General features: G+C 72.9%; 18 protein-coding genes and 1 tRNA gene. 11 read left to right on the top strand and 8 right to left on the bottom strand.

What is annotated here, in order from left to right:
• Positions 1-42 precede the first annotated feature (42 nt).
• Both HT134_RS18980 and HT134_RS18975 read right to left on the bottom strand, forming a co-directional pair.
• A complete protein-coding gene (locus HT134_RS18980) occupies positions 43-267 on the bottom strand; it encodes a DUF5988 family protein (protein WP_175601766.1) in 225 nt (74 codons plus the stop codon).
• Between the two features lie 25 nt (positions 268-292).
• Complete coding sequence (locus tag HT134_RS18975; protein ID WP_175601765.1) at positions 293-1,735, bottom strand: acyl-CoA carboxylase subunit beta; 1,443 nt, start codon at positions 1,733-1,735, stop codon at positions 293-295.
• Positions 1,736-1,928: 193 nt separating this feature from the next.
• On the opposite strand from HT134_RS18975, the gene HT134_RS18970 reads away from it, so the two are divergent.
• Positions 1,929-5,171: a GH92 family glycosyl hydrolase gene (locus HT134_RS18970; RefSeq protein ID WP_175601764.1), complete on the top strand. Its 3,243-nt coding sequence runs from the start codon at positions 1,929-1,931 to the stop codon at positions 5,169-5,171.
• Between the two features lie 14 nt (positions 5,172-5,185).
• Here HT134_RS18970 and HT134_RS18965 read toward each other — a convergent pair whose 3' ends face one another.
• Positions 5,186-6,097 (bottom strand): SMP-30/gluconolactonase/LRE family protein, encoded by a 912-nt coding sequence (locus tag HT134_RS18965; protein WP_175601763.1) that lies wholly within the window; start codon positions 6,095-6,097, stop codon positions 5,186-5,188.
• Positions 6,098-6,298: 201 nt separating this feature from the next.
• Between HT134_RS18965 and HT134_RS18960 the strand changes: the two genes are divergently transcribed.
• Both HT134_RS18960 and ybiA read left to right on the top strand, forming a co-directional pair.
• A complete protein-coding gene (locus HT134_RS18960) occupies positions 6,299-7,777 on the top strand; it encodes a glycoside hydrolase family 6 protein (RefSeq protein WP_175601762.1) in 1,479 nt (492 codons plus the stop codon).
• Between the two features lie 269 nt (positions 7,778-8,046).
• Positions 8,047-8,613 (top strand): riboflavin biosynthesis intermediates N-glycosidase, encoded by a 567-nt coding sequence (gene ybiA, locus HT134_RS18955; protein ID WP_175601761.1) that lies wholly within the window; start codon positions 8,047-8,049, stop codon positions 8,611-8,613.
• 11 nt (positions 8,614-8,624) lie between these two features.
• Here the strand turns inward: ybiA and HT134_RS18950 are convergent, their stop codons facing one another.
• Positions 8,625-9,239 carry a TetR/AcrR family transcriptional regulator gene (locus tag HT134_RS18950; RefSeq protein WP_175601760.1) on the bottom strand — a complete coding sequence of 205 codons (615 nt, stop codon included), beginning with the start codon at positions 9,237-9,239 and terminating at the stop codon, positions 8,625-8,627.
• Between the two features lie 72 nt (positions 9,240-9,311).
• On the opposite strand from HT134_RS18950, the gene HT134_RS18945 reads away from it, so the two are divergent.
• Complete coding sequence (locus HT134_RS18945) at positions 9,312-10,145, top strand: alpha/beta fold hydrolase (protein ID WP_175601759.1); 834 nt, start codon at positions 9,312-9,314, stop codon at positions 10,143-10,145.
• Positions 10,146-10,167: 22 nt separating this feature from the next.
• Here the strand turns inward: HT134_RS18945 and HT134_RS18940 are convergent, their stop codons facing one another.
• Together HT134_RS18940 and HT134_RS18935 are read right to left on the bottom strand one after the other, a co-directional pair.
• Complete coding sequence (locus HT134_RS18940; protein WP_175601758.1) at positions 10,168-11,538, bottom strand: aromatic amino acid ammonia-lyase; 1,371 nt, start codon at positions 11,536-11,538, stop codon at positions 10,168-10,170.
• Positions 11,539-11,542: 4 nt separating this feature from the next.
• Positions 11,543-11,923 carry a phage holin family protein gene (locus HT134_RS18935; RefSeq protein ID WP_175601757.1) on the bottom strand — a complete coding sequence of 127 codons (381 nt, stop codon included), beginning with the start codon at positions 11,921-11,923 and terminating at the stop codon, positions 11,543-11,545.
• Between the two features lie 152 nt (positions 11,924-12,075).
• On the opposite strand from HT134_RS18935, the gene HT134_RS18930 reads away from it, so the two are divergent.
• Positions 12,076-12,351, top strand: coding sequence for a hypothetical protein (locus tag HT134_RS18930; protein ID WP_175601756.1), 276 nt, complete (start codon positions 12,076-12,078; stop codon positions 12,349-12,351).
• 42 nt (positions 12,352-12,393) lie between these two features.
• On the opposite strand, the gene HT134_RS18925 is transcribed toward HT134_RS18930, so the two are convergent.
• Positions 12,394-13,167: an FAD:protein FMN transferase gene (locus HT134_RS18925; RefSeq protein ID WP_175601755.1), complete on the bottom strand. Its 774-nt coding sequence runs from the start codon at positions 13,165-13,167 to the stop codon at positions 12,394-12,396.
• Positions 13,168-13,244: 77 nt separating this feature from the next.
• The gene (locus HT134_RS18920) at positions 13,245-13,943 is read right to left on the bottom strand and encodes a ferredoxin reductase domain-containing protein (protein ID WP_175601754.1); all 699 of its coding nucleotides are present in this window, start codon (positions 13,941-13,943) and stop codon (positions 13,245-13,247) included.
• Between the two features lie 52 nt (positions 13,944-13,995).
• Between HT134_RS18920 and HT134_RS18915 the strand changes: the two genes are divergently transcribed.
• The 6 genes from HT134_RS18915 (at position 13,996) to HT134_RS18890 (ending at position 19,449) form a co-directional block, all read left to right on the top strand.
• Positions 13,996-14,388: an OsmC family protein gene (locus tag HT134_RS18915; RefSeq protein WP_175601753.1), complete on the top strand. Its 393-nt coding sequence runs from the start codon at positions 13,996-13,998 to the stop codon at positions 14,386-14,388.
• 276 nt (positions 14,389-14,664) lie between these two features.
• Positions 14,665-15,588 carry a nucleoside hydrolase gene (locus HT134_RS18910; protein WP_175601752.1) on the top strand — a complete coding sequence of 308 codons (924 nt, stop codon included), beginning with the start codon at positions 14,665-14,667 and terminating at the stop codon, positions 15,586-15,588.
• Positions 15,589-15,634: 46 nt separating this feature from the next.
• Positions 15,635-15,711 (top strand) — tRNA-Lys (locus tag HT134_RS18905).
• 140 nt (positions 15,712-15,851) lie between these two features.
• Positions 15,852-18,026 (top strand): DEAD/DEAH box helicase, encoded by a 2,175-nt coding sequence (locus HT134_RS47035; protein ID WP_312888231.1) that lies wholly within the window; start codon positions 15,852-15,854, stop codon positions 18,024-18,026.
• A gap of 104 nt (positions 18,027-18,130) precedes the next feature.
• The gene (locus HT134_RS18895; RefSeq protein WP_312888230.1) at positions 18,131-18,940 is read left to right on the top strand and encodes an ArsR/SmtB family transcription factor; all 810 of its coding nucleotides are present in this window, start codon (positions 18,131-18,133) and stop codon (positions 18,938-18,940) included.
• A 17-nt stretch (positions 18,941-18,957) separates the two neighbouring features.
• Entirely contained in the window at positions 18,958-19,449 is a 492-nt protein-coding gene (locus HT134_RS18890; RefSeq protein ID WP_175601751.1) for a hypothetical protein, read from the top strand.
• Positions 19,450-19,455 lie beyond the last annotated feature (6 nt).

Genomic DNA, 19,455 nt, shown 5'->3' with positions numbered 1-19,455 from the left:
GCCGGCGCCCCGCCGGGAGGATCGCCCGGCGGGGCGTCGGCGTCACTCGGCGATGGCCGTGTGCATGACCCACTGGAAGACCAGGGCGTGGGCGCCGTCGAGCGTGGTGCTCTCGCCGTGGTGCCGGAAGTGCTCGTAGCCGGCGCCGTGCGGCAGCTTGAGCGTGTCGGTGCCGGCGCTGATCCGCTGGACGCGCCGGTCCACCGGCAGGTGGTCGGGCCCGCCGACGAGGACGGCGGTGATCTGCTGGGACGCGGTGTGGGACATGGTGCCTCCTGGTGGACGGCAGGGTTCACAAGGGGATGTTGGAGTGGCGCCCCCGGGCCCGCGGCGCGCGGGCGAGCGCCTCGGCGAGCCGGACGCGCGTGGTCTCCGGCGCGATGACCTCGTCGACCACGCCCAGCGCCGTCGCCCGCTCCACGCCGCCCGCGATCCGGCGGTGCTCCTCGGTGAGGACGGCGCGCAGCGCCTCGCGCTCGTGCTCCGGCGCGGCGGCCAGCCGCTTGCGGTGCAGGACGCCGACGGCCGACTCGGCGCCCATGACCGCCACCTCGGCGCCCGGCCAGGCGAAGACCGCGGTGGCGCCGAGCGAGCGGGAGTTCATCGCGATGTAGGCGCCGCCGTACGCCTTGCGGGTGATCAGCGTGACGCGGGGCACGACGGACTCGGCGAAGGCGTGCAGCAGCTTGGCGCCGCGCCGTACGACGCCGCCCCATTCCTGGTCGACGCCCGGCAGGTAGCCGGGGACGTCCACCAGCACGACGAGCGGGACGCCGTGGGAGTCGCACATGCGCACGAACCGGGCGCTCTTCTCGGCCGACAGCGAGTCGAGGCAGCCGCCCTTGCGGATGGGGTTGTTGGCCAGCACGCCGACGGTCCGGCCGGCGAGCCGGCCGAGCCCGGTCAGGACGTTGGCCGCCCAGCGCGGCTGGAGCTCCTCGAAGACGGGCCCGCCCGCGTCGCGGTCGAGCAGGGCGTGCACGAGCGGGCGCACGTCGTACGCGCGGCGCGGCGACTGCGGCAGCAGCACCCGCGGATCCGGCACCGGCGAGGCCGGGGCGGTCGGGTCGAACGTGCCCGGCCGGCTGAAGAAGGCGGCCAGGCGGCGCGCCCGCGCGTACGCCTCGTCCTCGTCCTCGACCGTGAGGTGCGCGACGCCCGACCTGGGGCCGTGGGTGCCGGGGCCGCCGAGCCCGGCCATGTCGATCTGCTCGCCGGTGACGCTGCGCACGATGTCCGGCCCGGTCACGAAGATCCGGGCGTCCTCCGCCATGATGACGACGTCGGTGAGGGCGGGCCCGTAGGCGGCGGCCCCGGCCGCGGGGCCGAGCACGACCGAGATCTGCGGCACCACGCCGGAGGCCAGCGTCATCGCGGCGAACATCCGGCCCACGCCGTCCATCGACTCGACGCCGTCGGCGAGCCGGGCGCCGCCCGAGTGCCACAGGCCGATCACGGGGCAGCCGTGCAGGACGGCCGTGTCGATGGCCTCGGCGACGCGCCGCGCCCCCGCCGCGCCGAGCGAGCCGCCCATCAGCCGGGCGTCGGTGCAGTAGGCCACGGCCGGCAGCCCGTCGATCAGGCCGTGGACGGCCTGGACGCCGCTGCCGTCGTCGTCGTGGAGCGGCACGGCCGAGCCGGGGTCGAGCAGCCGTCCCAGCCGTACCTGCGGTGCCCGGCCGTCGAGCAGGGAGTCTGTGGAGTCGCCGATCGGGACCGGGGGCGAGACAGTCATCGCGGGAACTCCTCCGGCTGGGGTGCGGCACAGGGACCTTCTGCGAATGTGCCAACGGCCCCGGGGGCGCGCCAACCCCTATTCGGGCTTCCGGCGGCCCGTGCCACTGGCAGGCTCCGGCCGTCGTTTCTGCTCGTTGACCGCCTCCGAGGGCCGGCGTTTCCATGTGGCAAACCGCCTTTTGGAGGCCCGCATGTCCCCGTGGTCCTTATCCGTATCCACTGTCACCGTCCTGCTCGCCGCGTTGGCGTTGCCGCCCGGCGCCCCTCCGCGCGCCGTCGCCGACGACGACGCGGGCGGCGTGATCAGCCCGGTGGAGCTGGTCAACGTGTTCCACGGCACGAAGGAGGCGGCGCTCGATTTCGGTCATGGCGGAGGCGGCGGCATGACGTTCCCCGGCGCCGTCCTGCCGTTCGGCATGATGCAGTGGAGCCCCGACACGGTGGAGAGCGCCGGGGGCGGCTACCGGTACGAGGACGACCGGCTGCGCGGCTTCTCGATGACGCACATCTCCGGGCCCGGTTGCAACGGCGCGCAGGACTTCCCCGTCATGCCGTTCTCCGGGAAGATCGGCCGCTCGCCCGCCACGCACGGCATGGACTACGTCCAGACGTTCAAGCACGAGAACGAGAAGGCCGCGCCCGGCTTCTACAGCAGCACGCTCGACACCGGCATCTCCACGGAGCTGTCGGTCAGCGCCCGCGCCGGCGTCGCCCGCTTCGCCTTCCCGGCGGGCAAGCCCGCCACGCTGCTGCTCAACACGAGCGGCTCCATCAACGGCGTGGACGACGGCGAGACCCGCGTCGGCCAGAACACGGTCGAGGGCTGGATCAAGACCGGCGGCTTCTGCGGCCCGCCCCTGCGCTACAAGGTGTACTTCCACGCCACCTTCGACCAGCCGTTCACCGGCTACGGCACGTGGAAGGACGACGAGGTGCGGCCGGGCACGCAGACCACGGACGACGCCTCGACGGCCCGCGCCCGGGCCGACCTGGTCACCGGCGAGGACGTCACCGTCAACGGGCCCGGCTCCGGGGCGTACCTGGAGTTCGACCCGGCGAAGCCGGTGCAGATGCGCGTCGGCCTGTCGTACGTGAGCATCGAGGGCGCGCGGAACAACCTGGGCAAGGAGATCGGCGACAAGAGTCTCGACCAGGTGCGCCAGGAGGCCACGGCGGTCTGGGACGAGCGGCTCGGCCAGGTGCGGATCGCCGGCGGCACCGAGGACCAGCGGCGCACGTTCTACAGCAACCTGTACCACGCGCTGCTCCAGCCGTACGTCTTCGAGGACGTCGACGGCACCTACACCGGCTTCGACGGCAAGCCGAGGACCGTGCGGCCCGGCCACCACCAGTACGCGACGTTCTCCGGCTGGGACATCTACCGCTCGGAGGCGCAGCTGCTCGCGCTGCTCGCGCCCGACGTGGGCGCCGACATCGCGCAGTCGATGTACGACAACGCCCAGGCGATCGGCAACGTCTGGGACCGCTGGTCGCACCAGACGGCCGTCACCGGCGTCATGGTCGGCGACCCGTACCACAGCATCCTGTCCACCATGTACGCCTTCGGCGCGCGCGACTTCGACGCCGGCCCGGCGCTGAAGGCGATGGCCGAGGCCGCCCGGCGCGTCGGCGCGAAGGACATCGGCCACCCCGAGGCGCAGTACGACGAGCGGCCCGGCAACGCCGACTACATGGCCAAGGGCTACGTGCCGTCCGACCCGTCGTCCACGCTGGAGTACGCCGTCGCCGACTTCGGGATCGCGCAGCTCGCCGGCCGGCTCGGCGACCAGGCGACGGCCACGGAGTTCATGAAGCGCGCCCAGTCGTGGCAGAACCTGTACAACCCGGGCAACGGGTGGATCCAGCCGCGCATGGGCGAGGGGTCGTTCACCGCGCCCTTCGACCCGGCCGCGCCGGACGTCTACATGGAGGGCAACGGCGCCCAGTACCACTGGATGGTGCCGCACAACCCGCAGGGGCTGTTCGCCGCGATGGGCGGCCTGGGCAAGGTCGTCCCCAGGCTCGACGAGTACTTCAAGAAGCTGAACGCCGGCCCGCGCGAGGCGTACGCCTACCTGGGCAACGAGATCGCCCTGCAGTCGCCGTGGCTGTACGCGTGGGCGGGCCAGCCGTACAAGACGCAGAACGTGGTGCGCCGGGTGCAGCAGGAGCTGTTCAAGTCCGGCCCCGACGGGCTCGTCGGCAACGACGACCTCGGCACGATGGGCGCGTGGTACGTCTGGTCGGCCATGGGCCTGTTCCCGGCCATCCCCGGCCGGGCCGAGCTGCTGGTCAGCACGCCGCTGTTCGACAAGATCACGGTCTCCCGGCCGGCCGGCGACATCGTCGTCAGCGCCCCCAACGCCGCCAACCGCTACATCCAGACGCTGCGGGTGAACGGCGTCTCGACCAGCAGGGCGTGGCTGCCCGAGTCGTTCGCGACCCAGGGCGGGCGGCTCGACTTCACGCTCGGCGCGTGGCCCAACCCGGCGTTCGGCGCCGACCCGCGCAACGCGCCCCCGTCGTTCGGCCAGGGCTCCAAGCCGTACCTCGCCGGTCTCACCCCCGGCGCCGCGCCCGTCGAGCCCGGCGGCGCGGTGGACGCGGAGCTGTCGGTCCAGTCGCTCGGCGCGGCGGCCACCGTGGCCTGGCAGGCCAAGCCGCCCGCCGGCATCACCGTGTCACCGGCGAGCGGGATGCTCAGCGTGCCGGCCGGGGGCCGCGCGGCGGTGAAGGTGCGGATCTCCGTGGCCGCCGGCACGGCGCTGGACCTGGTGACCGTGCCCGTCAGCGTGGCCAACGCGGCGGGGAGCAGCGTGGGCGAGCTGACCGCGAGCACGCGGCTCAACGTGGCCAGGCGCGGCACGATCGCCTGGTACCACAACAACGCCGGCATCGGCGACGTGGCCGGGCCCGACGAGGCCAACATCGACGGGCCGGGCTTCAGCTACCCGGCGCACTCGCTGGCCGAGGCCGGTCTCAAGCCGGGCGCCACGGTCGCCTGGAAGGGCTTCAGCTTCACCTGGCCGGAACGCAAGCCCGGCCAGGTGGACAACCTGCGGCCCGGCACCCAGCCCGTCGAGATGGCCGCGCCCGCCGGGGCCACCAAGCTGGCCTTCCTGGGCGCCGGGGTCAACGGCTGGCCCGAGACGGAGGTGACGATCACCTACACCGACGGCTCGACCGGCACCGGGAAGCTCGGGTTCAGCGAGTGGATCCTGGACTTCGGCGGGGCGCAGCCCGCGTTCGGCAACGAGATCGTGGCCAGCGCGCCGTTCCGGCTGTTCTGGGGATCGTGGGCGTTGCAGCCGATCGGCACGCACGTGTTCGCGGCGCAGCCCATCGCGCTGGACCCGGCCAAGACGGTCAAGAGCGTGACGTTCTCCACGCCCGAGGACGGGGAGCTGCACCTGTTCGCCTGGGCGTTCGCCTGATCGAACAAGTCCGGTCAGGAGCCCGCCCACACCGGGCGGGCTCCTCTGACGTTCAGCAGGATCGAGTAGACGGACGTCGTGGCCGTCACGAACAGCCGGTTGCGCTTGGGGCCGCCGAAGACGAGGTTGGAGGTCTCCTCCGGCAGGATCATCCGGCCCAGGAGCGCGCCGTCGGGGTGGTAGCAGTGGATCGCCGCGCCGACCGACGCCCACACGCGGCCCTCCTCGTCCAGCCGGAGCCCGTCGAAGCCGCCCCTGCCGGTGTGCTCGGCGAACACCTTGCCGCCCGACAGGCCGCCGTCGTCGTGGACGTCGAAGAGGCGCACGTGGCCGCGCTCGGTGTCGGCGACGTAGAGGCGGCTCTCGTCCAGGGAGAACGCGAGCCCGTTCGGCCGGGCGAAGTCGTCGGCCACGACGCGCACCTCGCCGGTCACCGGGTCGATCCGGTAGACGTGGCAGCCGTCGATCTCCTGCTCGGCGCGGTGCCCCTCGTAGTGGCCGAGGATCCCGTACGGCGGGTCGGTGAACCAGACGGAGCCGTCGGAGCGCACCACCACGTCGTTGGGGCTGTTGAGCCTGCGGCCTTCCCACCGGTCGGCGAGCACCGTGATCCGGCCGTCGTGCTCGGTCCTGGTCACGCGGCGGGCGCCGTGCTCGCAGGAGATCAGCCGGCCCTCGCGGTCGAGGGTGTTGCCGTTGGCGTAGCCGGAGGGCGTGCGGAACGGGCCGACGGCGCCGGTCAGCTCGTCCCAGCGCAGCATGCGGTCGTTCGGGATGTCGCTCCAGACGAGGAAGCGGCCGGCGGGGAAGTAGACCGGGCCCTCGGCCCACCGGGTGCCCCGGTGGAGGCGTTCGAGCCATCGGTCGCCGCCGATGGCGGCGACCCGGGCGTCCAGCGCTTCGAGTTCGAGCGGTACGAGATCCATGCGCGGAACCTCCTCAGGGTGGATCATTCCTACCAAGACACCCGAGTCGCATAAACCCCTACTGGCCAGCGTATATACCCCTGACCTGCGGCCCGCCCCCCTCCACGCGTTCTGACCAATGTTCCGACATTTCGTCACGTGATCATTGATCACCTGTGATAGTTGGATCTCCGTTACTGCATCGCCCGAAAGGACGAATACATGCGGTTGTTAACCCGCGTGCTGGCGATCACCGCCTCGGCCGCGACGGTGGCCACGGCCGCCGCCGCCACGCCCGCCTCGGCGGCGGCCGAGCTCGTGGTCAACGGCACCTTCGCCGGCGGCACCACGCCGTGGTGGAACTCCGCCGACACCTCGATGGCCGTCAGCGGCGGCAGGCTCCAGGTCAAGGTGGCCGGCGGCACCGCCAACGCCTGGGACGCCATGATCGGCCAGAACGCCATCACCCTGGCCAAGGGCAGGACCTACACGCTCTCCTTCGACGCCTCCGCCTCGGCCCCGGTCAGCGCCGTCACCACCGTGCAGCTCGCCGCCTCGCCGTACACGCGGACGCTCACCAAGACCTTCACGCTCGGCACCACGAGCAAGCGGTACAGCCTCCCCTTCACCTCCACCCTGGCCACGACCGGCGGGCAGGTGTCCTTCCAGCTCGGCGGCCACGCCGGCTTCACCTTCTCCGTGGACAACGTCTCCCTCACCGAGACGTCCTCCGCCACCCCGACCCCCACGCCGACGGCGACCACCACGCCGACGAGCAGCCCCAAGCCGACGCCCACGACGACGGCGACCACCACGCCGAAGCCCGGCTCCGGGCCGCTCGCCCAGACCGACGGCTTCTACGTGGACCCCGACTCCAACCCGGCCGTCTGGGTGCGCGACAACTCCGGCGACTCCCGCGCCGCCCGCATCCGCTCCGCCATCGCCTCCAAGCCGATCGCCCGCTGGTTCGGCAACTGGAGCGGCGACATCGGCTCGGCCGTGTCCTCCTACGTGGCCGCCGCCGACAAGGCCGGCAAGCTGCCCGTCCTCGTGGCCTACAACATCCCCGGGCGCGACGCCTGCGGCGGCCACTCCGGCGGCGGCGCCGGGAGCGAGGCCGCGTACAAGACGTGGATCTCCGCGTTCGCCTCCGGCATCGGCAGCCGTCCCGCGGTCGTCGTCATCGAGCCCGACAGCCTCGGCGACCTCACCTGCATGAGCGACGCGGCCGTCCAGGAGCGCAACCGCATGCTCACGTACGCCACCCAGCAGTTCCGCGACAAGGCCACCGGCACGTGGGCCTACCTCGACGGCGGCAACTCCGGCTGGGTCGCCGCGGGCACCATGGCCACGCGCCTGGCCAACGCGGGCGTGCGCAACGTCCGCGGCTTCTCGGTGAACGTCTCGAACTACTACACCACCAGCGAGTCGGCGACCTACGCCAAGGCCGTCAACTCGGCGCTCGGCGGCACCGCCACGTTCGTCATCGACACCAGCCGCAACGGCAACGGCTCCAACGGCGAGTGGTGCAACCCGGCGGGCCGCAAGCTCGGCGTCCCGGCCCAGGCCGGCGGGGCGGCCGAGATGCTGCTGTGGGTGAAGGTGCCCGGCGACTCGGACGGCAACTGCGGCATCGCGCCCGGCGTCCCGGCCGGCCAGTTCAGCCCGGCCATCGCCGTCCGCCTCATCGACGGCACCTGACGCCTCCTTCCGGAACGCCCGTCCTCCGCGCGGGCGTTCCGGATTCGTTCAGGACGCCTGGCCCGGCCGGTCGCCGAAGCCCCGAAGCTCTCCCCCGAGCCGCCGCGCCACCTCGCGCCGCAGCCCGGCGGGCAGTTCCTCCCAGCTCCGCCGCGTCGTCGCCCCCATGCCTCCACGCGACCAGACCCCGTCCGCCGCCGACCAGCGCATTTCGTCCAGCCGGGATATCGGCTCGACCGCGTACGGACCGATGTGCCACGGTGTGGACCATGTCCGGTCCCCTCCCCCGCACCCTCGACGAGGCCGTCGCCGCCGAGCAGGCCGGCCGCGCCCTGCGCTACCTCTACTTCTGGGGCCACCGCCCGGCCCGCGACGGCGGCGCGGGCCCCGGCTGCCTGTCGCAGTGGTGGCCGGTCACCTTCACCTCCGGCGGGCGCGCGTTCGCCTCGGCCGAGCACTACATGATGGCCCACAAGGCGTGGCTGTTCGGCGACGACGAGGCGGCGGAGGCGATCCTCGCCGCGGAGCACCCGGGCGAGGCCAAGAAGCTGGGCCGGACCGTGCGGGGCTTCGACGAGGAGCGGTGGAACGCCCACCGCTTCGACATCGTGGTCCAGGGCAACCTCGCCAAGTTCGGGCAGCACGACGACCTGCGGCGCTTCCTGGCGGGCACGGCCGGCCGCGTCCTGGTGGAGGCGGCGCCCAACGACCGGGTGTGGGGCATCGGCCTGACGGCCGGCGACGAGCGCGCCGCGTCCCCGTCGACGTGGCGGGGCACCAACCTGCTGGGCTTCGCCCTGATGACCGTCCGGGACACGCTCGCGGCCGGCGCCTGACCAGCGAGGCGTCAGCCCCGCCCGGCGTCCGGCGCGGTGAGCAGGGCCGAGGCCCGCGCGGCGACCGACTCCCCGGCGACCTCCAGGGGCTCGGTGCTGCGCAGCGCCCTGGCCAGCACGAACGCGCCCTCCAGCGCCGACAGCAGCGCGATCGTCAGCTCGCGCGCCGCGCGCTCCCCGATCCCCGCCTGCGCGAACGCGGCCGTGCCGAGCGCGATCCACCCGGTGAAGACCTCGGCGGTGGCCTCGCGCAGCGGCTCGTTCGTGCTCGCCACCTCCAGCGCGAGGGTGGCGATCGGGCAGGCGTCGGCGTAGCCGGTCTCCACCAGCGTGCGCGCCGCGCCCGCGAAGAAGTCGCGGACGCCCGTGACCGGGTCCGGCGCGGCTTCCATCGCGGCGGTGAACAGCGCGCCGTACGCGGCTCCGGAGGTGCGCACCACCTCAGCCCCGAGCTGCTCCTTCCCGCCGGGGAAGAAGTGGTAGACGGAGCCGAACGGCGCCTCGGCCTCGGCCACGATCTGCTTCAGGCCGGTGCCGGTGTAGCCCTGCCGCCGGAACAGCTCGGCGCCGGCGGTCACGATGCGCTCCTTGGTGGACGGTCTCCCCGTCGCGGGCCCCGCGTTCATGGTCGCTACTCTATCGCTAGAGCGATCTATCAAGAACGATCATCGCTGGGGTCCTGACGAGCGGAGGCGGACGTGCCGGAGATCGAGCTGGGCGCGGGAGTGATCGAGTACACGGACACCGGCGGCGATCTGCCCGTCGTCGTCCTCCTGCACGGGCTGACCATCGACTCCACGGTGTGGCGCAAGGTCGTGCCCGGGCTGGCGGGCGAGTACCGCTGCGTGCTGCCCACCCTGCCGCTGGGCAGCCACCGGCGGCCGATGCGGCCCGGCTCCGACCTGTCGCTGCGCGGCATCGCGCTGCTGGTGGGCGAGTTCCTGGAACGGCTCGGGCTGCGCGACGTGACCCTCGTGCTCAACGACTGGGGCGGCGCGCAGGTGCTCGTCTCCGAGGGCCGGGCCGAGCGGGTGGGCCGCCTGGTGCTGACGGCGTGCGAGGCGTTCGACAACTACCCGCCGGGGCTGCCGGGCCGGACCATCGCCGCCGCCGCGCGGATCCCCGGCGGGCTCTGGCTGACCATGAACGCGCTGCGCCTGGGGGCGATGCGCCGCGCCCCCGGCGGGTGGGGGTGGATGAGCAAGCGGCCGGTCCCGGACGAGGTCATGGACGGCTGGTTCCGGCCGGCCGCGACCGACCCGGCGATCCGCCGTGACCTGGCCGCCTACATCAGGTCCACGCCGGCCAAGGAGGTGCTGCTCGACTGGGCGGAGCGGATGCGCGGTTTCGACCGGCCGGTGCTGGTGGTCTGGGCGCCCGAGGACCGGCTGATGCCGCGCGAGCACGGCCGGGAGCTGGCCGCGCTGTTCCCGGACGCGCGGCTGGTCGAGATCGCCGACAGCTACACGCTCATCCCGGAGGACCGCCCGGAGGCGCTGGTCGAGGCCCTGCGCGACTTCCTGGCGCAGTGAGCGCGAGCCCTCCGGGAGCCGGTCAGGGGGCGCGGAGGGCGGACAGGGCCGCGTCGAGGTCGCCGGTCAGCGGGCGGTCCGGGGCGGGGCCGTGCAGGGCGCGGGTCGCGGCGACGCGCTCGCAGGCCAGCACGAGCTCGTACGGCTCCACGCACCGCAGCGCCTGCCGGGCCGCCTGGGTGGCGAACCCCGCGTGGTCCTCGGTGCCCAGGGAGATCACCGCCGTGCCGGTCGTCACCGGGTTCGCCAGGTGGCGCAGCTCGGCCAGGGCGTCCTGGGCGACGTACTCCAGGATCATCGCCCCCGACGCCCCGGGACGGTCGGCCAGGAACGGCAGCCCGCCGGTGTACGCGGGGTCCATCAGCGTGGCCAGCCGCGCCGTGCCGAGCTGCGCCGTCTGGACCAGGGCGGCGCGCAGCGCGTCGAGCGCCAGGGCGACGGGCGCCGAGTGGAAGTTGCCGTTGTGCCAGGCGAGGGAGCCGGAGACGAGGGGGTTCTCCGTGGCGGCGTTCAGGTCGGTCTCGACGGCGCGCTCGGCCCGGCCGAGCGCGTCCAGCGCGGCCCCGTGGACCTGGGCGAACGCGCGGTAGCCGTACGGGTCCTGGACGCGCGCGGACGGCCCGGGGGCGTGCAGCGCGCGCAGGCGCTCGGCGACGGCGGCCTGCCCCGGGTGCGGGCGGGCCTCCTGGACGGCCGCCGCCAGCGGCTCGGCCGAGGCGCCGGCCGCCGCGAACGACAGGGCGGCCACGCCGACGGCCGCGTCGAGCAGCTCGCGCAGGCGATGGCAGGCGAGGGCGGCGTCGGCCAGGGTGGCGGCGCCCGAGCTGATGAACGGCAACGCGTCCTCGGGCGCGAGCGCGAACACCGGCGCCGCCCCCGCCTCCTCCGATGCCGCCGCCTCGCCCTGTTCGGTCCCCTGCTCGGGGCCGCGCCAGGGCAGCTCGCCGAGCAGGCACAGCGCCGTCGTCGCCAGGGCCGTCAGGTCGCCGGTGCCGATGGCCCCGTACGTACGGACCGGCGGCGTGAACCCGGCGTTGACCGCGTGCGCCAGCACCGGCAGCACCGCCGGGTCCACCCCCGACCCGCCCGCCAGGAGCTGGTTGAGCCGGACGGCCAGCATGGCCCTGGCGCGCTCGGGCGCGACGAGCGGGCCGGCTCCGCAGGCGTGGCTGCGCAGCAGGTCGTGGCCGCCGTGCTCGACCGCCACGTCCTTGTTCGCGCCGACGCCCGTGGCCCTGCCGTACACCGGCCCGGTCAGCTCCCGGGCGGCGGCCCACGCGGCGCGCGCCCGGCCGGCCGGGCCGGCGGCGACCTCCGCGCGGCGGTGGCCGACCGCGTGGACGTCGCCGCAGCTCAGCCCGGCGCCGTCGAGGATCACGGGAGCGCGCTCCACGAGGTCAGTCGCCGTCCGGGAGGACGAGCCCGAGGATCCAGCTCACGACGCTGATGATGATCGCGCCCCAGAAGGCGGAGGGGTAGAAGTCCGCCACGTGGAAGGGGATGTCGAGCTGCCCGGCGATCCAGCTCGTCAGCAGCAGCATGGCCGCGTTGATGACGAGCAGGAACACGCCGAGCGTGAGGACGATGATCGCGCAGCCGAGGGTCTTGACGATCGGCTTCACGATGGCGTTGATGAGGCCGAAGATCAGCGCCACGATGAGCAGCGTTCCCCAGTACTGCGGTGAGTACTTGGGGGTGGTGATCTGGATGCCGTCCAGGAACTGGATGGCGACCCACAGGGCGACCGCGGCCGCCAGGGTCCTGATGATGAACTTCACGCTGGAAGATCCTCCCATTCCGGCAGGCGCTCCGGTAGGCCGACGTGCTTCGACCCTACGCGCCCGGCGATCACGGCGCGTCCTCCCGCGGTGGCCGGTGAGGCCGTTATCGGCTGCTCGCGGAGGGAAGGAGGCCCCAGGGAGGAGATGAGATGAACACCGAGGGCCTGGAGTCGTTGCCCGCCAGCGAGCTGCACGATCGCGCCGTCCGATACGCCGTGCGCCACGGTGATCTGGGGTTCCTGTGGAACCTGCTGAAGGTCATCCCGGCCGCGGAGGCGAGCACGGGCCACGAGGAGGAGACGGCCGCCGACCTGAGCCGCGTCTCGGCCCTGCTCAGTGACGCCCTGGCGGCGGGTGAGGGTGAGCTGGGCGACGCGCTGCGGCCCATCTACATCGAATACCTGGCCAAGCACCCGGACGCCTAGCCGGGCCGCCCGCTCCCCGCGAGGGCGCGGGCGGCCCGCCGGCTATCCGGCCAGGCTGGGCTGCGCGATGTGCGCGGTGAAGCCGGGCGTCGTGTACTCCTGCCCGTCCCCCTCGATGATCATGCTCTGGTACGGGCCCCGCACCGCGGTCTCGGCGGCGAAGCGCCGGGCGCGGACCGGGCCCATCGCGTACATGGCGGTGGCGTAGGCGTCGGCGACGCCCAGGTCGGGGCCGATCACGGTGACGGAGTCGACGCCCGTGCGCCGCCGTCCCGTGCGCGGATCGACGACGGGCGAGCCTCCCGAGGTGGCGATGCCGAGGTCGTGCGCCGCCACCACCGCGCGCACCAGGCCGGTGCGCGGGTCGCGGATGCCGACCTCCCAGGGGCGGCCGGGGGCGGCCGAGCCGCGCAGCCTGATGTCGCCGCCCGCGTCGAGGCGGTGGTCGCCCGCGCCGGTGTTGGCCAGGGCGCGCGAGAGCCGTTCCAGCGCCCAGCCCTTGATGTAGCCCGACGGGTCCACGACGCCGTCGCGGCGGGCCTCGAACCAGCCGCCGGTGGCCTGGCTCAGCTCGTCGCAGCGGTGCAGCACCTCGATCAGCTCGGGCACCTGCTCGATGGTCCGGCCGCGGTTCAGGCGCCCGATCTGGCTGTCCTCGCGGGAGGGGTGGAACGTGGCCTCCACCCAGCGCAGCCAGGCGAACGCGTTGTCGAGGAGGGGGGTGAGCTCCCGTACGGGCAGCGGGGTCCTGATGTCCACGCTGACCGGAACGCCGGCGATCATCTCGACACGGGTGCCACCGGGAAAAGTCGTCACCTTGCCTCCTTGCTCGCCTATCGGCTGCCACCGTCCCACAGGGGGCGTAATGCCGCCCTAAGTGATCCGCCGGCGGGTCAGATCGTCTGGGCCGTGCGGATACGGGCCCCGGGAACGGCCAGGCGGGACAGCGCGCCGCGCACGTACCGCTGGAAGGGGCGCGGGCCGGCCACGACCACCCTGCGGGCGCCGATGTCGGGCACCTGCCGCCGCAGCCCCGAGGCGCTGACCCGTTCCTTGGCACGGGGGTCGTGCTCGTCGCCGACGACCAGGGTCAGGCCGTACTCGTCCTGGAGGGCGCGCAGCTCGGCGGTCATCCGCTCGGCGCGGTAGATGACCACGGTGTCGTCGGCGCGCTCGGCCAGCAGGGCCCGCAGCCGGGCGGTGCCGAGGCCGGAGGCGACCACGAGCACGCCCTTGGCCGGCGGCGGCGTGGCGTGGTGCCAGACGGCCATCACGGCCGCCATGCCGTACAGGATGAGGGAGCCGGTGCGGCTCAGCGGCGTCACGTACGCGGTGGAGCTGAGCTGGTGGACCGGCACCAGCACGCCGGCCAGGTACGTCGCGAGCCGCAGCCGCTGCCGGACCGTCTCGGAGCGGACCAGGTCCGCGGCCTTGACCGCGAGCAGTCCCAGGGCGACCAGCAGGCCGGCCATCGCGTAGGCCGTCGGACGCCACGGGAACCCCAGACCCGGCTGGATCGCCCCGAACTCCGCCACGGCGACCCCGCACCAGAACAGGATCGGCCACTGATCCGTCTTCGCCTTACCAACCATGGGATCAACGATGCGTGCCGAACATGAGAGGTGTCTGAGTAGGGTCTAAATCATGGCTAACGTGCGTGTTGAGCGGACCGATGACGGCGGCTTCAGGGCGACCAACGCCCGCGGCGCCGAGGTCCGGATGGGCGGCGGCGACGAGGACGGGGTCTTCACGCCGGTCGAGCTGTTGCTGGCCGCGGTCGGCGGCTGCAACATCGTCACCGTGGAGCCGCTCACGGCCAAGCGTGGGCACCGGCTGGTGCGGCTGGCGATGACGGTGGAGTCGGAGAAGATCGAGCCGAACCTCCTCGGGCCCGTGACGATCACCTACGACGTCGAGCTGCCGTCGGAGGAGGCCGGCGAGGTTTACCGAGCCGTGGCGGAGCGGGTGCACGAGAAGTACTGCACGGTCAGCCGTTCCCTGCAGGAGGGAACGGAGGTCCGTTTGGAGCTTTCCTAGCCGGATTAGGCCGATATTCGACCCCGTTATGACGCGTCCGTTGCATTCCTCTCGGTAGTGTCGAGGCAGGTCAGAAGGTACGCCGACTGACCGGAAGAGCCTTTACCGAGCGGACGCGGAGGGGGACCGTGGTCCGCAGTGCGGGACCGCCGGCGTTTTGGGGGAAGCGTCGGCCTGGACCGCCTTCGATCGGGGCCGGGCAGGTTTGGGGGAACTGCCCGGCCCCGACTCATGCCCGGGGTCTGGCGTCACCGGCCTGCCTCATAAGGTGCATCCGTGACAAAACTCCTCATCGACTGTGATCCCGGCATCGACGACGCCCTGGCCCTCGCCCTGGCCGCCGGCTCCCCGTCCCTGGAGATCGCCGGCATCACCACGGTCGGCGGGAACGTGGACCTCTCCCTCACCACCGCCAACGCGCTGGCCCTGCGGGAGTTCCTGGACCTCGGCGCGGTGCCGGTCGTCGCGGGCAGCCCGGGGGCGCTGCTGCGGCACGACGTCCGCGCCGCCACCGTCCACGGCAGCTCCGGCCTCGGCGACGCCGTCCTTCCCCCCGCCACCCGCCCGGCCGAGGACGGTCACGCGGTGGACTTCATCATCGAGACCCTGCGCGCGGCCCCCGGCGAGATCACGCTCGTGGCCATCGGCCCGCTGACCAACATCGCCCTCGCGGTGCGCAAGGAGCCGCGCGTCGTGGAGTGGGCCCGCGACTTCGTGATCATGGGCGGCTCCTACACGCGGGGCAACACCAACCCGGCGGCCGAGTTCAACATGCTCGCCGACCCCGAGGCCGCGGCGATCGTGTTCGAGGCGGGCTGGACCGTGAAGATGCTCGGCCTGGACGTCACCCTGACCGCCCTCGTCACCACCGACGTCCTGGAGCGCATGCGCCCCCTGGGCCGGCTGTCCGACCTGGTCGTGCCGGCCGCCACGTCGTACGGCGTGGTCACGGCCGAGGGCGGCCCCGCCATCCACGACGCCTGCGCGGTCGCCTACGTCCTGGACCCGTCGCTGTTCACCTGTGTCCCGGCCGTGGTCCGGGTGGAGACCGCCGGCCGGTACACCTCCGGGATGACCGTGACGGACTTCAAGGCGGCGGATCGAGAGGCGAACGCCCTGGTCGCGACGTCCATGGACGTGAAGAGGTTCTGGGACGTGGTGCTGGACGCCTACACCCGGCTGGCCTCGCGCCTCGGCTGAGTGTGCGGGTGGTGCGCCGCGGCTGCTACAGTTACACCTGTCGCAAGCGCCGCTAGCTCAGTTGGTCAGAGCAGCTGACTCTTAATCAGCGGGTCCGGGGTTCGAGTCCCTGGCGGCGCACCACACGAGAAGCCCCAGTTCGGAAGATTCCGAGCTGGGGCTTCTGCTTTTCGCGCTCCGCTCGCCGGCCCGTCCGCACTTGATCGTGCCCCGGCCACGTCGGATACCCTCCATCTCCGGCGTTCAGCGAAGAAGGACGGCGCGTGGCCGACATCGAGGACAGGCGGTTCACCGCCAAGCAGGTCAAGACGCTGTGCGCGGACGCCGCCCTCCTCCTCGGCGACGCTCGAAGCCTGGTCGAGGAGCACGCCCAGGTCATGGGGGCGGTCCGGCGGGCGCTGGCGGACGTGCGGGCCGAGCTGGCGCGGGCCGAGCTGGCGTCGATCCCGGTCAGCCGGATCAAGGACGTCACCGATGGCCGGTTACGGATCGGCACGCTGGAGCGCTCCGGTTACGCGACGGTGGGGCAGGTCCTGGACGCCACGCCGTACCGGCTGCAGCTCCTGCCCGGGATCGGGGCGCAGACCGCGGGACAGGTGCACGCGGCGGCCCGCCAGATCGCCACGGCCGTCGAGCAGGCGGTCGGCGTCCGGCTGGACATCGAGCACCAGGACCGGCACAGCACCGAGCTCGTGATCGCCCTGCATCGGCTGGTGGACGTCGGCCCGGAGCTGCCCCGCGCCCTGGAGGTGGCGAGGACGCTGGGCACGCGCCTCGACCGGCTGCTGCGGGAGGCGAGACCCGCGCGCAGCAGGCTGCGGATGCTGTTCATGGGAGGGGAGCGGCGCGGACAGGCCCACGCCGCGCTGGCATCGCTCGCTGAGCTGCTGGAGGACGCGCGCGAGACCAGGCTGCTGCTCGCCCAGACGACCGCCGACCTGCTGCGGCCCGCGGTGCCGGGCATTGAGGCGTGGTCGGACTTCGAGCTCCGATCGGCGGAGTACTACGGCCTGCTCGCGGAGGTGGCCGGCGAACCCGTCGTGGCCGATCGAGGAGCCCTGCCCGACGACCTGCTCGCCAAGGTCGATGCTCAGGAGCTCGACGACACCCACCGCCGGGTGTCATTGCGCGGCTACCAGTCCTTCGGCGCCCGTTTCGCCCTGGCTCAGCGCCGGGTGATCCTCGGGGACGAGATGGGCCTGGGGAAGTCCGTCGAGGCCATCGCCGTCCTGGCCCACCTGAAGGCGCGCGGGGCCACCCACTTCCTCGTGGTGTGCCCGACGAGCGTGCTCGTCAACTGGGTACGGGAGATCGAATCACGCAGCACCCTGGCCGTCCACCCACTCCACGGCGCCGGCCGCGACGCGGCCCGGCAGGAGTGGGCACGGCGGGGAGGGGTCGCCGTGACGACCCTGGACAGCCTGCACCGCCTCCCGGTGACAGAGGTCGGCCTGCTGGTGGTGGACGAGGCGCACTACGTGAAGAATCCGCAGACCAAGCGGGCCAAGGCGGTCGCCGGATGGTGCCGGCACACCGAACGGGTGCTGTTCCTGACCGGCACGCCGATGGAGAACCGGGTCGAGGAGTTCCGCACGCTGGTCTCGTACCTGCAGCCGGACCTGGCCGCCCGGCTCCGCGGCGGCGACGTGGTGGCCGGGGCGCACGCTTTCCGCAAGGCCGTGGCCCCCGCCTACCTGCGTCGCAACCAGCAGGACGTGCTGACGGAGCTGCCCGGGCGGGTCGAGGTGGACGAGTGGGTGGAGTTCAGCGGCGACGACCTCGCCGCCTACCGCCAGGCCGTCGCGGAGGGCAACTTCATGGCCATGCGGCGGGCCGCCTACGCCGCCCACGACACCTCGGCCAAGCTCAAGCGGCTGCTGGAGCTGGTGGCGGACGCCCGGGCCAACGGGCTCAAGGTGATCGTCTTCTCGTACTTCCGCGACGTCCTCGACGTCGTGCGGACGGCGCTGAACGGCCGGGCCCACGGCCCGATCTCCGGCTCCCTGACCGCGGCCCGCCGCCAGGAGGAGGTGGACGCGTTCACCAGGGCCAAGGGGCATGCGGTGCTGCTCAGCCAGGTCCAGGCGGGCGGGGTGGGACTCAACCTGCAGGCCGCCTCGGTGGTGATCATGTGCGAGCCACAGGTGAAGCCGAGCATGGAGGCCCAGGCGGTGGCCCGCGCGCACCGGATGGGCCAGGTACGCACCGTGCAGGTCCACCGCCTGCTGTCCGTGGACGCCGTCGACCAGCGCATGCTCGACATCCTGGGCACGAAGGCGGAGCTGTTCGACGCCTACGCCCGGCGCAGCGACCTGGCAGAGTCCACCGCCGACGCCGTCGACATCTCGGAGCAGTCGCTGGCCCGGCAGATCGTGGAGGAAGAACAGCGCCGCCTCGCCCTCACCGGCCGCCCAGAGCAGCCGGATCCGCAGCCCTAGCGAACGCTGAGGCGCACCGACGGCCCTGACGTGCCCACCTCCTCTGCGCGCGCGGCTGCTCTCGTGGTTGACATTATGCAGGCATATACCTGCATAATCGAGGTGTGAGCCGCGAAGCGAGTGACATGGACCCGGTCTTCAAGGCGCTGGCCGATCCCACCAGACGGCTCCTGCTCGACCGGCTGCGCGAGCACAACGGCCAGACGCTGCGCGAGCTGTGCGAGCGGCTGGACATGGCGCGCCAGTCGGCGACACAGCATCTCGACCTCCTGGAGCGGGCCGGCCTCGTGACCGTCGTGCGGCGCGGGCGGGAACGGCTCCACTACCTCAACCCGATGCCGCTCCACGAGATCGAGGAGCGCTGGATCTCCGGATTCGACCGGCCCCGCCTACGGGCCATCAGCGCGATCAAGAACCAGGCAGAGGAGTACGCCATGACCGACGCACCCGCATCCGTGCCGACCTACGTCTACGTCACCTACATCCGCGCGAACCCGGAGCAGGTGTGGCACGCCCTGACCGACGCGGACCTGACGGCGCGCTTCTGGGGGCACGCCAACGTCTCGGACTGGCAGCCGGGCTCCTCCTGGGAGCACCGCCGCGTCGACGGATCGGACGCCGTCGACGTCGTCGGCCGGGTGATCGCGGCGGAGCCCCCGACGCGCCTGGCCATCACCTTCGAGGACCCCGCGGACCTCGGGTCGCCGAAGGAGCCGTCGGTGGTCACCTTCCTCGTCGAACCGCACCACGACATCGTCCGCCTCACCGTGACGCACGAGAGCCTCGCCGACATGGACATGTTCCACGGGATCTCGCACGGATGGCCGGCCGTGCTGGCCAACCTCAAGTCGCTGCTGGAGACGGGCGACATCCTCCCGCAGGCGCCGTGGGAGATGTCCCCGGCGCACTCCTGAGAAGGGAACTCCCACCCATGGACACCGCCCCGCTCCGGGACGCCTACCGCGCCCTGCTCGACGCCGCCGCCACGGTGGCCGGCTCCGGCGACCCGAGCCCCGGCCCGCCGCCGGGCGAGTGGGACGCCGACCAGATTTTGGCGCACGTCGCCCTCGTCACCGCCGGCACCATCGCCGCCGCCGCCTCGGTCGCGTCGGGGGTCAACGCGACGTACGACAACCGCATGGCGCTCGACACGTGGACCATCGGCCGCGTCGTCGCGCTGACCGGCGGCGGCGCGGCCCTCCGGGACCGCGTCCGCCGCCAAGCAGACGCCCTGTGCGCGCTCGGCGGGCCGGCGCTCGGCGAGGCCGAACTCGACACGCCGCTGCCCACCCTGCTCCTGTCCAAGGACAAGGTCCTGGTCGATCAGCCCGTGCCGCTCAGGGACCTCATCACGGGCCTGGCGGAGGTCGAACTGCCGGGCCACACGAGACAGCTCCTGGCCCTCGTGGGCGACGGCGCCTGACCCCCC

The sequence above is a fragment of the Nonomuraea rhodomycinica genome, from assembly GCF_013363995.1.
GTDB lineage: Bacteria > Actinomycetota > Actinomycetes > Streptosporangiales > Streptosporangiaceae > Nonomuraea > Nonomuraea rhodomycinica.
This window is presented reverse-complemented; position numbering and strand designations above follow the sequence as displayed.

Bases quoted from the DNA above. Each gene is read 5' to 3' on its own strand.
- HT134_RS18980 (WP_175601766.1), bottom strand. From the start codon at position 267: ATGTCCCACACCGCGTCCCAGCAGATCACCGCCGTCCTCGTCGGCGGG.
- HT134_RS18960 (WP_175601762.1), top strand. From the start codon at position 6,299: ATGCGGTTGTTAACCCGCGTGCTGGCGATCACCGCCTCGGCCGCGACG.
- HT134_RS18890 (WP_175601751.1), top strand. From the start codon at position 18,958: ATGGACACCGCCCCGCTCCGGGACGCCTACCGCGCCCTGCTCGACGCC.
- HT134_RS18930 (WP_175601756.1), top strand. From the start codon at position 12,076: ATGAACACCGAGGGCCTGGAGTCGTTGCCCGCCAGCGAGCTGCACGAT.
- HT134_RS18965 (WP_175601763.1), bottom strand. From the start codon at position 6,097: ATGGATCTCGTACCGCTCGAACTCGAAGCGCTGGACGCCCGGGTCGCC.
- HT134_RS18920 (WP_175601754.1), bottom strand. From the start codon at position 13,943: ATGGTTGGTAAGGCGAAGACGGATCAGTGGCCGATCCTGTTCTGGTGC.
- HT134_RS18915 (WP_175601753.1), top strand. From the start codon at position 13,996: ATGGCTAACGTGCGTGTTGAGCGGACCGATGACGGCGGCTTCAGGGCG.
- ybiA (WP_175601761.1), top strand. From the start codon at position 8,047: ATGTCCGGTCCCCTCCCCCGCACCCTCGACGAGGCCGTCGCCGCCGAG.
- HT134_RS18970 (WP_175601764.1), top strand. From the start codon at position 1,929: ATGTCCCCGTGGTCCTTATCCGTATCCACTGTCACCGTCCTGCTCGCC.
- HT134_RS18975 (WP_175601765.1), bottom strand. From the start codon at position 1,735: ATGACTGTCTCGCCCCCGGTCCCGATCGGCGACTCCACAGACTCCCTG.
- HT134_RS18950 (WP_175601760.1), bottom strand. From the start codon at position 9,239: ATGAACGCGGGGCCCGCGACGGGGAGACCGTCCACCAAGGAGCGCATC.